Origin of the sequence: Streptomyces griseoviridis (assembly GCF_005222485.1) — a bacterium.
Taxonomy (GTDB): domain Bacteria; phylum Actinomycetota; class Actinomycetes; order Streptomycetales; family Streptomycetaceae; genus Streptomyces; species Streptomyces hintoniae.
The window spans coordinates 2,600,734-2,613,744 of sequence record NZ_CP029078.1; the positions used below are offsets into that span (position 1 = coordinate 2,600,734).

At 73.9% G+C, this 13,011-nt stretch carries 15 protein-coding genes; 7 read left to right on the forward strand and 8 right to left on the reverse strand.

Annotation, left to right across the window (positions count from 1 at the left end):
* Positions 1-136: 136 nt before the first annotated feature.
* From DDJ31_RS10610 to DDJ31_RS10625, 4 genes are all read right to left on the reverse strand, one after another.
* Positions 137-820 carry a response regulator gene (locus tag DDJ31_RS10610; RefSeq protein WP_127180520.1) on the reverse strand — a complete coding sequence of 228 codons (684 nt, stop codon included), beginning with the start codon at positions 818-820 and terminating at the stop codon, positions 137-139.
* The gene (locus DDJ31_RS10615; RefSeq protein WP_127180519.1) at positions 817-2,052 is read right to left on the reverse strand and encodes a sensor histidine kinase; all 1,236 of its coding nucleotides are present in this window, start codon (positions 2,050-2,052) and stop codon (positions 817-819) included. Before DDJ31_RS10615 ends, DDJ31_RS10610 begins: the two co-directional genes overlap by 4 nt.
* 90 nt (positions 2,053-2,142) lie before the next feature.
* Positions 2,143-2,421, reverse strand: coding sequence for a PspA-associated protein PspAA (pspAA, locus tag DDJ31_RS10620; protein ID WP_127182864.1), 279 nt, complete (start codon positions 2,419-2,421; stop codon positions 2,143-2,145).
* 32 nt (positions 2,422-2,453) lie between these two features.
* Positions 2,454-3,221, reverse strand: a complete 768-nt coding sequence (locus DDJ31_RS10625; RefSeq protein ID WP_240678441.1) for a PspA/IM30 family protein — start codon at positions 3,219-3,221, stop codon at positions 2,454-2,456.
* 274 nt (positions 3,222-3,495) lie between these two features.
* On the opposite strand from DDJ31_RS10625, the gene DDJ31_RS10630 reads away from it, so the two are divergent.
* A complete protein-coding gene (locus tag DDJ31_RS10630; protein WP_164785141.1) occupies positions 3,496-4,134 on the forward strand; it encodes a DUF3043 domain-containing protein in 639 nt (212 codons plus the stop codon).
* Positions 4,135-4,193: 59 nt separating this feature from the next.
* Here DDJ31_RS10630 and DDJ31_RS39025 read toward each other — a convergent pair whose 3' ends face one another.
* The gene (locus DDJ31_RS39025; RefSeq protein ID WP_240678490.1) at positions 4,194-4,358 is read right to left on the reverse strand and encodes a hypothetical protein; all 165 of its coding nucleotides are present in this window, start codon (positions 4,356-4,358) and stop codon (positions 4,194-4,196) included.
* Here DDJ31_RS39025 and DDJ31_RS10635 point away from each other — a divergent pair.
* Together DDJ31_RS10635 and DDJ31_RS10640 are read left to right on the forward strand one after the other, a co-directional pair.
* Positions 4,293-4,940: a class I SAM-dependent methyltransferase gene (locus DDJ31_RS10635; protein ID WP_240678440.1), complete on the forward strand. Its 648-nt coding sequence runs from the start codon at positions 4,293-4,295 to the stop codon at positions 4,938-4,940. The genes DDJ31_RS39025 and DDJ31_RS10635 overlap by 66 nt on opposite strands.
* Before the next feature lie 72 nt (positions 4,941-5,012).
* Positions 5,013-6,092 (forward strand): S1C family serine protease, encoded by a 1,080-nt coding sequence (locus DDJ31_RS10640; protein ID WP_127180516.1) that lies wholly within the window; start codon positions 5,013-5,015, stop codon positions 6,090-6,092.
* A 75-nt stretch (positions 6,093-6,167) separates the two neighbouring features.
* On the opposite strand, the gene DDJ31_RS10645 is transcribed toward DDJ31_RS10640, so the two are convergent.
* Entirely contained in the window at positions 6,168-6,395 is a 228-nt protein-coding gene (locus DDJ31_RS10645; RefSeq protein ID WP_127180515.1) for a hypothetical protein, read from the reverse strand.
* Between the two features lie 113 nt (positions 6,396-6,508).
* Here DDJ31_RS10645 and DDJ31_RS10650 point away from each other — a divergent pair, with 113 nt between their 5' ends.
* Positions 6,509-7,717: a bifunctional adenosylcobinamide kinase/adenosylcobinamide-phosphate guanylyltransferase gene (locus DDJ31_RS10650; protein WP_164784999.1), complete on the forward strand. Its 1,209-nt coding sequence runs from the start codon at positions 6,509-6,511 to the stop codon at positions 7,715-7,717.
* Here the strand turns inward: DDJ31_RS10650 and DDJ31_RS10655 are convergent.
* Complete coding sequence (locus DDJ31_RS10655; protein WP_164784998.1) at positions 7,706-8,449, reverse strand: class I SAM-dependent methyltransferase; 744 nt, start codon at positions 8,447-8,449, stop codon at positions 7,706-7,708. The two genes, DDJ31_RS10650 and DDJ31_RS10655, sit on opposite strands and share 12 nt — an antisense overlap.
* 140 nt (positions 8,450-8,589) lie before the next feature.
* On the opposite strand from DDJ31_RS10655, the gene cobT reads away from it, so the two are divergent.
* The 3 genes from cobT (at position 8,590) to DDJ31_RS10670 (ending at position 12,260) form a co-directional block, all read left to right on the forward strand.
* On the forward strand, positions 8,590-9,729 hold the full coding sequence (gene cobT, locus DDJ31_RS10660; RefSeq protein ID WP_127180513.1) for a nicotinate-nucleotide--dimethylbenzimidazole phosphoribosyltransferase: 1,140 nt from the start codon (positions 8,590-8,592) through the stop codon (positions 9,727-9,729).
* A gap of 81 nt (positions 9,730-9,810) precedes the next feature.
* Positions 9,811-11,547, forward strand: a complete 1,737-nt coding sequence (locus DDJ31_RS10665) for a phosphatidylglycerol lysyltransferase domain-containing protein (protein ID WP_127180512.1) — start codon at positions 9,811-9,813, stop codon at positions 11,545-11,547.
* Complete coding sequence (locus tag DDJ31_RS10670) at positions 11,544-12,260, forward strand: hypothetical protein (RefSeq protein ID WP_171480803.1); 717 nt, start codon at positions 11,544-11,546, stop codon at positions 12,258-12,260. The genes DDJ31_RS10665 and DDJ31_RS10670 overlap by 4 nt, the downstream gene beginning before the upstream one ends.
* Here DDJ31_RS10670 and DDJ31_RS10675 read toward each other — a convergent pair.
* Positions 12,197-12,964: a hypothetical protein gene (locus DDJ31_RS10675; RefSeq protein ID WP_127180511.1), complete on the reverse strand. Its 768-nt coding sequence runs from the start codon at positions 12,962-12,964 to the stop codon at positions 12,197-12,199. The genes DDJ31_RS10670 and DDJ31_RS10675 overlap by 64 nt on opposite strands.
* Between the last annotated feature and the right edge of the window lie 47 nt (positions 12,965-13,011).

Here is a 13,011-nt window from a genome sequence, read left to right on the forward strand (position 1 = left end):
GGTGGGGATCTCTCTCCTCTGGAAGCGGCAGACGCGGCCCTCTCCACCCTGTGCCATGCGCGGGGCCCGTTCCGTAGCTCCCAGGTCCAGTTCCTTATCCGGCGCATACTCCGCCCGCAGTACGGCCGGGTCGGGGTCACTCCACCCTCGGGCGGACCAACCCCGACTCGTAGGCGATGACGACCAGCTGGGCCCGGTCGCGGGCGCCCAGCTTGGCCATGGCCCGGTTGACATGCGTCTTGACCGTCAGCGGACTCACCGCGAGCCGCTCCGCGATCTCGTCGTTCGAGTGCCCGCCCGCCACCTGCACCAGCACCTCGCGCTCGCGCACCGTCAACGCGTCGAGCCGCCGGGCGCGGGCCGGGTCGCGGCCGTCGTCGGACGGGTCGCCCTGCGCGAGGAAGCGGGCGATCAGGCCCTTGGTCGCGGCCGGCGACAGCAGGGCCTCGCCGCCCGCCGCGATCCTGATGGCCGCGAGCAGCTCCTCCGGTTCGCTGCCCTTGCCGAGGAACCCGGAGGCGCCCGCGCGCAGCGACCGCACCACGTAGTCGTCGACCTCGAACGTCGTCAGGATCACCACCCTGACATGGGCGAGGGAGGCGTCGGCGCTGATCATGCGGGTGGCGGCGAGACCGTCGGTGCCGGGCATCCTGATGTCCATCAGGACGACGTCGGCGCGCTGCTCCCTGGCCAGCCGTACCGCCTCGGCGCCGTCGGCGGCCTCTCCGACGACCTCCATGTCGGACTCGGAGTCGACCAGCACCCGGAAGGCGCTGCGCAACAGGGCCTGGTCGTCGGCGAGCAGGACACGGATGGTCATACGGGCTCTCCCCTGGCGGCCGTGCGGGTGGTGACCGGCAGGATCGCATGGACGCGGTAGCCGCCTCCGTAGCGGGGACCGGTGGTGAGGGTGCCGCGCAGGGCGGTGACCCGCTCGCGCATGCCGAGCAGCCCGTGGCCGCCGGAGTCGGGGACGACGCGGTCGCCCGAGCCGTCGTCGAGGACGGTGACCTCGATGTCCGGCCCCACCCTGACGACGCTGACCTCCGCCGTGGCCCCGCTGCCCGCGTGTTTCTGCACGTTGGTGAGGGCTTCCTGGATGACCCGGTAGGCGGCCAGGTCGACGGCGGCGGGCAGGGTGGTGTCCTGGTCGGCGCGGGCCGTCTCCACCCGCAGGCCGGCGCTGCGGAAGGTGCCGACGAGTTCGTCGAGGCGGTCGAGCCCCGGCGCCGGTTCGGTGGGCGCCTCGGGGTCGCCCGACTGCCGCAGCAGGCCGACGGTGGCGCGCAGCTCGCTGAGCGCGGAGCGGCCGGCCTCCCGGACGTGCGCGAGGGCCTCCTTGGCCTGGTCGGGGCGCTTGTCCATGACGTGCGCAGCGACCCCGGCCTGGACGTTGACCAGCGCGATGTGGTGGGCGACGACGTCGTGCAGGTCGCGGGCGATGCGCAGGCGCTCCTCCGCGACCCGGCGCAGCGCCTCCTCCTCACGGGTCCGTTCGGCGCGCTCGGCGCGTTCCCTGATGGCCTGCACGACGGCGCGACGGCTGCGGACGGCGTCGCCCGCGGTGGCGCCGATGCCGGTCCAGGCGAAGATCGCCAGGTTCTCCTGGGCGTACCAGGGCAGCGGTCCCGCGAGCATCGAGGCGCCGGTCAGCACGGTCATGGTGAGCAGTCCGAGGCGCACGGTGGTGACCCGGTCGGTGGTGGCGGCGACCGTGTAGAGGGCGATCACCGCGGACATCGCGACCGGGGCGCGGGGATCGCCGACGACGCTCTCGATCAGCGCGACGGTCCCGGTGAGGGCGAGGACCGTGCGGGGGGCGCGGCGGCGGAAGACGAGGGCGGCGGCGCCGAGCACGATGAGGACCAGGGCGAGCGGGTTGGGCGTGCGGACGGCCCAGGTGACGGTGGAGCCGCCGTGCAGGTCCTGATTGTGGGCGTCGACGAAGGTGGCCCCGACCATGCAGACGAGCACCCCGACCGCCAGGACCGCGTCGAGCGCCAGAGGGTGCGCGACGACGTGACAGCGGGCTCGGGACAGGGTGCGACTCACGGATGAACGATACGGGCCACGACGGCGGGGCGGGATGGCCCGGGGGCGGATGGGGCGCACGGGCACCAGGCAGGCCGGCCCGGCCGGGGCCTAGCCCGGGATCAGGCCGTCGTCGCCGAGCATCTCCCTGACCTCGTCCAGGGTGGCGTCCGGGGACGGGAGGATGAGGTCGGAGGGGGCGAGGGAGTCGTCGGGGACCGGGGTGCCCAGGTCCCTGACCTTGTCGAGGAGCGCCTGGAGGGTGCGCCGGAAGGCGGAGTCGTCGCCCGACTCCACCTCCGCGAGCAGCTCGTCGTCGAGCCGGTTCAGCTCGGTGAGGTGGCTCCCCGCCAGCCTCACCTGTCCCTCCCCCATGATCCGTACGATCATGTCGCCCATGTCGGCCTCCTAGGCGTGGGCCCTCACTGCTTGTCGAAGCGCGGGGTGTCCTGCGGCTGCTGCTGGGACTGCGGCTGCCCGGTGCCGCCCTCGATCGCCTGCTGCGACGACGAGCCGCCGGCCAGCTCGGCCTTCATCCGCTGCAGTTCCAGCTCTACATCCGTACCACCGGACAGCTGGTCGAGCTCGGCCTGGATGTCGTCCTTGCGCATGCCGGTGGGGTCGTCGAGGGCGCCGGAGGCGAGCAGCTCGTCGATCGCGCCGGCCCGCGCCTGGAGCTGCGCCGTCTTGTCCTCGGCGCGCTGGATGGCCAGGCCGACGTCGCCCATCTCCTCGGAGATGCCGGAGAACGCCTCGCCGATCCGGGTCTGCGCCTGGGCGGCGGTGTAGGTGGCCTTGATGGTCTCCTTCTTGGTGCGGAAGGCGTCCACCTTGGCCTGGAGGCGTTGCGCCGCGAGGGTGAGCTTCTCCTCCTCGCCCTGGAGGGTGGCGTGCTGCGTCTCCAGGTCGGTGACCTGCTGCTGGAGGGCGGCGCGGCGGGAGAGCGCCTCGCGGGCGAGGTCCTCCCGGCCCAGCGCGAGGGCCTTGCGGCCCTGGTCCTCCAGCTTGGAGGACTGGCCCTGGAGCTGATTGAGCTGAAGCTCCAGGCGCTTGCGGGAGGTCGCCACGTCGGCGACGCCCCTGCGGACCTTCTGGAGCAGCTCAAGCTGCTTCTGGTACGAGTAATCGAGGGTTTCGCGAGGGTCCTCGGCCCGGTCAAGGGCCTTGTTCGCCTTCGCGCGGAAGATCATCCCCATACGCTTCATGACACCGCTCATGGGCTTCGCGCGCCCCCTTCTGACGGACTCAAGCTCCAGCTCTGCGACAGAACCCACAGTACGGGCCCTGCATCCATTGACGCACTGTTCGGGGGCAGATGCGCTCATCCCCAAGGACGACTGCCTCCGCTTCCGCTCCGGCGTAGGGAGTAGGTGTCCCCCGGGGGTACCGGTGCCGGAAGCGGGTGCGGCGTCCGCTCTGTCCCCTTGGAGGACGACTGGTGTTGCCGGATCGTTCCCCGCCGGGCTGGGGTCCAACCCCGGGCACCCCGTACCCTTGGGTTTTGTGTTCCGTAGCCGCGCCAAGGAAGAGAAGGCCGCGGGTGTCGTCAAGGCGCCGCCGTCCGACTCCAAGCAGACCCGTGACCCGCAGGCCCCCAAGGGCCGCCCCACGCCCAAGCGCAGTGAGGCCCAGACCCAGCGCCGCAGCGTCGCCAACACGACGCTGACGCGCAAGGACGCGGCCAAGCGACAGCGCGAGGAGCGCCGCGTCCAGCTGGAGCGGCAGCGCCAGGCGCTGGCGAGCGGCGACGAGCGGTACCTCCCGGTCCGTGACAAGGGGCCGGTGCGCAAGTACGCGCGGGAGTTCATCGACTCGCGGATCAACGTGGCGGAGTTCTTCCTGCCGATGGCCGTGGTCATCCTCGTGCTGAGCATGGTGCGGGTGGGCGCGCTGCAGAGCATCGCGCTGCTGCTGTGGCTGGTCGTGATCGTGCTGATCGTGCTCGACTCGATCGTCAACGGCATCCGGCTGCGCAAGCGGCTCGCCGAGCGCTTCCCCGACCAGAACCGTCGCGGCGCCGTCGCCTACGCGCTGATGCGCTCGCTCCAGATGCGCCGTCTCCGGCTGCCGAAGCCGCAGGTCAAGCGCGGAGAGCGGCCCTGAGCACGACGCCGTCAGCCGAGGACGAGGGCGGTACGGCCGCCGCCTCGGCGGGTTCCTGGTCAGCGGGCCCCGGCGGTCTGCGGACCGTCGTACGGCAGGAGCTGGTCACCCGGCAGCTCGACGAGCAGATATCCGCGCGCTTCCCGGTCGGGCGGCGGCTGCGGGTGCTCGACGTGGGCACCGGGCAGGGCGTCCAGGCGCTGCGGCTGGCGCGGGCCGGCCATCAGGTGACCGGTGTGGAGCAGGACCCGGCGATGGTGTCGGCGGCGCGTGCGGCGCTGGCCGCCGAGCCGCGCGGCATCCGGGACCGGGTGCGTCTGGTGCAGGGCGACGGCCGGGACACCGGGGTGCACTTCCTGCCGGGCAGTTTCGACGTGGTGCTCTGCCACGGGGTGCTGATGCACGTGGAGGAGCCCGACCCGCTGCTCGCGGGTCTCGCCCGGATGGTCGCGCCCGGCGGGCTGCTGTCGCTGCTGGTGCGCAACGCGGACGCGCTGGCCATGCGGCCGGGCCTCGGCGGCGACTGGGCGGGCGCGCTGAACGCGTTCGACGCGACGGCGCGGCGCGACGGGCTCGGCCAGGAGGTGCGCGCGGACCGGCTGCGGACGCTGACCGCGACGCTCGACGGCATCGGGGCGCCGTTGCACGCCTGGTACGGGGTGCGGGTCTTCACGGACACCGCGGCCGACGACGTGCCCGCCCCCGACGACCTCGGGACGCTGCTGGCCGCCGAGGAGCGGGCCGGGCGGACCGACCCCTACCGCGGGGTGGCGGGGCTGCTGCACCTGTGCGGGGTGCGCGGCTGACGGGTCGGGCGCGGTGCCCCGTTCGGGCGCCCACCGGGGGCCGGGCGCGGCGGGCACGGTGAGACTCGGGGCATGGACGCTTCCCGTACCCGTGCCCGCAGGCCGTTCGTCCCCCTCGCCGCCCTGGCCTGTTCGCTCGCGCTGCTGAGCGGCTGCTCGGGGCTGGACGACGCGGCGGGCGAGGAGGGGACCACCGCGCAGGCGGCGCGGGCCCGCGCCCCGCGGTCGGGGACCGATCTGCAGAGCGACTACCTGAAGGTGATCAAGGACGTCCTGCCGTCGGTGGTGCAGATCCAGGCGCGCAGCGACCTCGGCTCCGGGGTGGTCTTCGACGACCAGGGGCACATCGTCACCAACGCGCACGTGGTCGGCAGCCAGAAGACGTTCAAGGTGACGGCCGCGAACACCGAGGAGGCGCTGTCCGCGCGGCTCGTCTACTCCTACCCGGAGCAGGATCTCGCGGTCGTGAAGCTGGACAAGGTGCCGCACGGGCTGCGGGCGGCCACGTTCGGGGACTCCGCGAAGGTGGAGGTCGGGCAGCTGGTGCTGGCGATGGGGTCGCCGCTCGGGCTGTCGTCGAGCGTGACGGAGGGCATCGTGTCGGCGACCGGCCGGACCGTCACGGAGGGCAGTTCGGGCGGTGGGACCGGCGCGACGATCGGCAACATGGTCCAGACGTCGGCGGCGATCAACCCGGGCAACAGCGGCGGCGCCCTGGTCAACCTGGCCGGGCAGGTCATCGGCATCCCGACGCTCGCCGCCACCGACCCCGACCTCGGGGGCAGCGCGGCGCCCGGTATCGGGTTCGCGATCCCGGGGTCGATGGTGAAGACGGTCGCCGACCAGATCGTGAAGGACGGCAAGGTGACCGACTCGGGCCGGGCGGCGCTCGGCATCACGGGCCGGACCGTCGTCAACGACGACTACCAGGCGGCCGGGGTCGCGGTCGCCGAGGTGAAGGCCGGGGGCGCGGCCGCGAAGGCCGGCATCGAGAGCGGGGACATCATCATCGGGCTCGACGCCACGCCGATCACCACGATCACGTCGCTGACCGAGGCGCTGGCGGCCGAGCGGCCGGGTGCCAAGGTGACGGTGACCTACACCCGCAACGGGAGCCGGAAGAAGGCCGACGTCACGCTGGGCGAGCAGTGAGCGGTGTTCGCGGCGGGCGGCGCGGGCCGGGGGCGGGCCGGGCGGGTGCCCGGTCCGCCCCCGCCGCGGGGCCTGCTACGGCTGCGACGGCGCGGCGTCCTCGCCGTGCAGGCTCATGGGGCCGTAGATCTCCGTGCCGTCCTCGAACAGCCGCACCTGGTCCGCGCCGCCTTCCATGAGGTCCTTCCAGTACTCGCCGATCCAGGACTCGGCGTCGCCCTGGGTGGTGAACTCCTCGGGCTGGACCGCGGGCTGGACCTCCGCCCCGTCGGTCTTCTCGAACCGCCACGTCCATGCCGCCATGTACGCCTCCCGTGTCTGAGCGCCTGCCGAGCGGGAGCCGGATCTTGGTCCCGCTCCCGCCAGCAGACTAGTCGGACGCGCGGCACCCGCGGGGAGACGCGAAAATCACTTCCGTGGAAGTGACTCTGCTCGGCACCGGCGCCCCCGCGGGCCTGCCCCGCCCCGACTGCCCCTGCGCGGCCTGCGCGACCGCCCTCGGCGCCGACGCGCGGGCGGCCACCGCCCTGCTGGTGGACGGCACCCTGCTGCTCGATCTGACGCCGGGCGCGGCGTTCGCCGCGGCGCGCGCCGGGCACTCGCTCGGCGGGGTGCGGCAGGTGCTGCTGTCGCATCCGCACGACGGTCCCGCGGTGGAGGTGCCCGCCGGGCTGCCGCAGCCGGGGCGGGTGCCGGACGGGCGGGAGCTGGCGCTGCTGACCGGGCACCGGGTGCGGGCGGTGGCGATGGACGCGCCGGGCACCGGGTACGCGGTGACCGGCCCTGACGGGCGCAGGCTGCTGTACCTGCCGCCCGGCGGGGCGCCCGCCGGGCTGGAGAACGGGCACGGCGCGACGCAGACGTACGACATGGTGCTCGCCGATGTCGTGGGGCGCCCCGACGGGCTGGCGAAGCTGCGGGCGGTGGGCGCGGTGGGGCCGACGACGGATGTGGTCGCCGTCCATCTGGACCATGACGTGCCGCCGGGACGTGAGCTGCGCAGACGGCTGGCCGCGGACGGGGCGCGGGCGGTCGCCGACGGGACGACGCTGATCGTGGGGGTGTACGAGGACGTGCCCGACGTGCCGCGCAGGACGCTGGTCCTCGGCGGTGCCAGGTCGGGGAAGTCGGTGGAGGCGGAGCGGCGTCTGGAGTCGTTCCCCGACGTGCTGTACGTGGCGACGGGCGGCACCAGGGGCGGGGACACCGAGTGGGCCTCGCGGGTGTCGGCGCACCGGGAGCGGCGGCCGGGTTCGTGGCGGACCGTCGAGACGTGCGACCTGGTGCCGCTGCTGAAGGACGACGGGCCGCCGCTGCTGGTCGACTGTCTGTCGCTGTGGCTGACGGACGCGATGGACGCGGCGGGCGCCTGGGACGACGCGGTGTGGGCGGACGGCGGTGAGCGGGCGCTGCGGGCGCGGGTGCGGGAGCTGGTGGCGGCGGTCCGGGCGAGCGGGCGGACGGTCGTGGCGGTGTCCAACGAGGTGGGGTCGGGGATTGTCCCGGCGACCGCGTCCGGGCGCCGCTACCGCGACGAGCTGGGCCGGCTGAACGCGGCGGTGGCCGCGGAGTGCGAGCAGGTGGTGCTGGTGGTGGCCGGGCAGGCGCTGGTGCTACGGGGCTGAGGCGCGGCGGCGGGCGATGATCCGGTAGGTGGCGGCGAGGCGGCGGCCCGGCGGGGTGAGCGTCGCCCAGCCGGCCGCGGTGAGGTAGGCGGCCAGGTTGGCGCGGGGCGGCAGATGGAGGTGGCCTGCGCGGTCGCGGGAGGTCCGTCCGAGGGCCGTGAGGGCGGCGAACGGCGCGTCGGGGTCGGGCAGTTCGAGGACGAGCAGGCCGCCGGGGCGCAGCAGGGTGAGGGCGGCGCGCAGTTCGGCGCGCGGGTCGGGGACCCGGGTCAGGTGGTGGAGCAGGCTGACGACGTCGTAGCGGGCCCGCAGCGGGTCGGTGAGGGCCCGGTCGGTGAGCCGGCCGACGTGGGCCTCCTCCACCCGCTCGGCGGCGCGGGCGCGCACGACGCGTGGGGTGGCGTCGAGGCCGTCGAAGGCGGTGTAGGGGAACAGTGTCCTGGCGGCGGCGGGGAAGCGGGCGTCGCCGGTGCCGACATCGAGCCAGCTCTCGGGTTCGTCGCGCAGGGCGCGCAGCACCGCGCGGGCGGTGGCCAGGTGCCGGCCGGGACGGTCCCGGTCGGGGGCGGGTCCGGGGGCGGGCGGCGGCGGGTTGCGGAACACGTGGGCGCAGCTCTGGCAGCGGTCGAGGGCGGGGGTGCGGGCGCGCAGGCGCCGGGCGCCGCACCAGGGGCAGTCCTCGCGCGGTGCGGTGGTCAGCGGGGGGTGCGAGGGGGCGGGCGGTGCGGACATGGGGCGACTCCCGAAGACGTACGACATTCCGCTGCAAACCGGAACGTATGGGAAGTTCATCCGGCGGGCAACGATGTGCCGTGCTCGTGGTGCACCTGTGGCGCGGGACCTGTCCGACGGGTGCCGGTACTGTTCGGCGAATGAGCTCGCTTAATCTCGACGACTTCACCGATCTGATCGAGCGCCCGGACGGCGGGGTGCGCCGCGACGCCGAGGCACGCAGGGAGCGTCAGGTCGTGCCGCCCGGGTCCCTCGGCCGCCTCGACGACCTGGGCGAGTGGCTGTCCGCGGCGCAGGGCGCGGTCCCGGTGCGGCCGGTGCGGCGGCCCCGGGTGGTGCTGTTCGCCGGTGACCACGGGATCGCCGCGCTCGACGTGTCGGCCAACCCGGCGGGCGGCGCCGACCGGCTGGTGCGGGACATCCTGGAGGGTGGCCGGCCGGTGTCGGTGCTCGCGCGCCAGCTCGACGTGCCGGTGCGGATCGTCGACATGGCGCTCGACTGCGACCCCGGGACGCTGCCGGCCGAGGTGGCGGGGCACCGGGTGCGGCGCGGCAGCGGGCGCATCGACATCGAGGACGCGCTGACCCTCGACGAGGCCGAGGCCGCCTTCCTGGCCGGGGTCGCGGTGGCCGACGAGGAGGCCGACTCCGGTACCGACCTGGTGGTCCTCGGTGATGTGAGCGTGGGCGGCACCACCGCGGCCGGGGTGCTGGTGGCCGCGCTGTGCGGGACGGACGCCTCCGTGGTGACCGGGCGCGGCGGGCTCGCCATCGACGACCTGGCGTGGATGCGCAAGTGCGCGGCGATCCGGGACGCGCTGGTGCGGGCCCGCCCGGTCCTCGGCGACCAGCTCCAGTTGCTGGCGACGGTGGGCGGCGCCGACCTGGCGGCCCTGACCGGCTTCCTCCTGCAGAGCGCGGTGCGCAAGCTGCCCGTCGTCCTGGACGGCGTGGTGACGGCGGCCTGCGCGCTGGTGGCGCAGCGGGTCGCGTTCCGGGCGCCGGACTGGTGGCTGGCCGCGCACGACAGCGGCGAGCCGGGCCAGGCGAAGGCGCTGGACCGGATGGCCCTGGAGCCGCTGCTCTCGCACGGGGTGACCGTCGGCGAGGGCGCGGGCGGTCTGCTGGCGCTGCCGCTGGTGCGGGCGGCGGCGGCGCTCGCCGCCGAGCTGCCCGAACTGCCGCCGCCCTACCAGGAGTCCGAGCCGGAGCCGGAGCGCGGCGGCGACGGGATCTCCGGGGGCGCGCAGGAGGCCGCGGACGCCGAGGCCGTCGAGTAGCCCGAAAGGGCCGAAAGTCGACAGCACCCGAGACGAAGGATGGAGGGGCTCGTCGCGCCATCGCCCATATGATCTTTCTCTATGGGAGATGCCCGAATTGCCCCGCGGCGGGCCGCCGCCTTCGCTGTCTGGTACCTGCGGGCCGTCGCGTTCGTGAACTTCCTCAGTGCCGTGTGGGTCTCCCTCGGTCAGGACGTCCGACGGCACAACCAGGAGAACTTCTTCACCCCGTACCTGCTGACCGCGGGCTTCGCCTCCGGGGTCTTCACGGTCTTCCTGGCGATCACGATGCGCCGCCGCAAACGGGCCGCGTGGATCCTGAACCTGGCGCTCGGCGGACCGTTCCTCGCCCTCTTCGCCTTCGCCATGGCGTTCCCCGAGATCCGCCAGTACCCGCAGAACTGGATCTCGCTGATCCTGACGGCCGCCTTCGTCGCCGCCCTGGTCGTGGGCCGCAAGGAGTTCTACGCCAAGGGCGACCGCGCCAACCCGCGGCTCGCGGGCGCCGTCGCCCTCGGTGGCACGCTGGCCTGCTCGCTGCTGGCCGCGCTGCTGGTGACGGTCACCAACCAGGCGCCGCACGCGGCCCGTTCGACGTTCCTCGAGCGCTGGCACTACGGCACGCTGCGGCTGGTCTCGGTCGCCGCCGACGAGTCGCGCTTCCCCGGCGTCGAGACGCCGAACTGGGTCAACGTCGGCATCAACGTGCTCAGCACGGCCCTGGTGCTGGCCGTCTTCTACGCCGCGTTCCGCTCCCGGCGCGCGGTCGACCCGCTCACCGAGGACGACGAGAAGCGGCTGCGGGTGCTGCTGGAGCGCCACGGCGAGCGGGACTCGCTCGGCTACTTCGCGCTGCGCAGGGAGAAGAGCGTGGTGTGGTCGCCGACCGGGAAGGCGGCCGTCGCCTACCGGGTGGTGGGCGGGGTGTCGCTGGCCTCGGGCGATCCGATCGGCGACCCGGAGGCGTGGCCCGGCGCGATCGAGCCGTGGCTCGCCGAGGCCCGCGCGCACGGCTGGATCCCGGCCGTGATGGGCGCGAGCGAGGAGGCCGGCACGGTGTACGCGCGGCACGGGCTCGACGCGCTCGAACTGGGCGACGAGGCGCTCGTCGAGGTCGCCGAGTTCACCCTGGAGGGACGGGCCATGCGGACCGTCAGGCAGGCCTACAACCGGGTCAAGCGGGCCGGGTACACGGTCAGGGTGCGGCGCCACGAGGACATCCCGGCCGACGAGCTGGCGTATCTGCTGGAGCGCGCCGACGACTGGCGCGACGGCGCGACCGAGCGCGGGTTCAGCATGGCGCTCGGCCGGCTCGGGGACCCGGAGGACGGGCGCTGCGTGATGCTGGAGTGCGTGGACGCCGAGGGGCGGCTGCGGGCGGTGCTGTCGTTCGTGCCGTGGGGGCCGCACGGCCTCTCGCTCGACCTGATGCGGCGTGACCGGGACTCCGACAACGGGCTGATGGAGTTCATGGTGATCGAACTGCTGCGCCGCGCGGCCGAGATCCAGGTCACGCAGGTGTCGCTCAACTTCGCCATGTTCCGCTCGGTCTTCGAACGTGGCGCGCGCCTCGGCGCGGGACCGGTGCTGCGGCTGTGGCGGTCGCTGCTCAGCTTCTTCTCGCGCTGGTGGCAGATCGAGTCGCTGTACCGGGCCAACGCCAAGTACCGGCCCATCTGGGAGCCGCGGTTCCTTCTCTTCGAGAAGAGCGCGGACCTCCCGCGCATCGGCATCGCCGCGGCCCGCGCGGAGGGTTTCCTTGAGGCGCCGGGGCTGCCGAAGTGGCTGCACCGCAAGCACCTGGAGACCCACAGATGACGACCCTCGCCCGCTGGGCCCGCGCCGAATGGGGACTGCTCCATGTCACCGTGCGCGAGCCGCTGCTGAAGCGGCACTGGCGGGCGGTCCCGATGACGCTCGGGGCGGTGGCGCTGACGGCCGCCATACAGGTCGTGCAGAACCAGTCCTGGGGGTACGGGTTCGTGCAGGACGTCGGGGCGGTGCGGGCCGAGGACCCGCTCTGGCTGGCGCTGCTGCGCACCCCGCTGTCGCTGTTCGTGCCCGCGCTCGACCTGCCGGTGTGGGGCGCGCTCGCGCAGGTCCTGCTGGTGTTCGGGATCGCGGAGATCTGCCTCGGCTGGTGGCGCACGCTGGTCATCGCGTACGCGGCGACCCTCGCCGGGACGCTGTACGCGCGGGCGGGCATCGCGCTGGGTCCCGGCACCCCGTTCGGGCTGCCCGCCTCGGACGCCCAGGTGGTCGACACCGGCCCGTCGGCGGCCGTGGTGGGCCTCGCCGTCTTCCTGGCCTGGCGCTACGGCGCCTACGTGACGGCCGGCGCGGTGGTGGCGGCGATGCTGCTGGAGGTCGTCGTCAAGGAGAACCTGGCGGGCCGGGAGCATCTCGCGGCGATCGTCACCGTGGTGGTGCTGATCGGGATCTCGACGCTGCGGCGCCGCAGGCGGGGTCAGCGGGAACGGTTCAACTCGGGTCCCGGTCCTGGGTCCGGCTTACCGCCGATCCAGTCCTGAACCCGGCGGCTGGGGCCCGACCAGCGGCGGTCGTGCCGGTAGGCGCGCAGCACGGCGCGGGCGCGGGCGCGCGGACGGCGCCGGTAGAAGCGGCGGGCCCAGGGCGAGCCGGGGCGGGCGAGCCTGACCAGGCCGATCAGACCGACCAGCGGGACGATCACGCTGAACAGCGCCGTCTTGGTCTTGCCCTTGCTCAGCACGGCCAGCGCGAACACGAAGTTGACGGCGACCGTGGCGATGACGCCGCCCCGGTCCTGGAGCTCCTCCTGCGACAGGTCGTTGACGCCGAACGGCGCGAACCCCGACAGCACCAGGCCGACCAGCGCGGCGGTCAGCACCACCACCTCGACGCTCTTGCGGCCCTGCTCGGTCCAGTAGACGTCGTCGAGGTGCAGGATCAGCGCGAACTCGTCGAGGACCAGGCCCGCGCCGACCCCGAAGACGATCGCGAACACGGCGGCCCCGAAGCCGTGCCGGCCGCTGGCGACCGCGCCGAACCCGCCGAGGACGGTGAGGATGATCCCCGGCACCACGTGGTGGATGTGCAGCCCGCCCGCCTTCACGTTGCCGAACGGCCCGCGGCCCGCCCGGATCAGCCGGGTGATGATCCGGGTGACCACGAACGTCAGGACGAAGGCCGCGAGGGCGAGCAGCAGGGGCAGCTTGCCCGGCTCGACGATGTTGCGGTACAGCCAATGTCCCATGTGCGCACTTTATCCACGCCCCGCCGCGGTGCCCGGGTGTGCGCCGG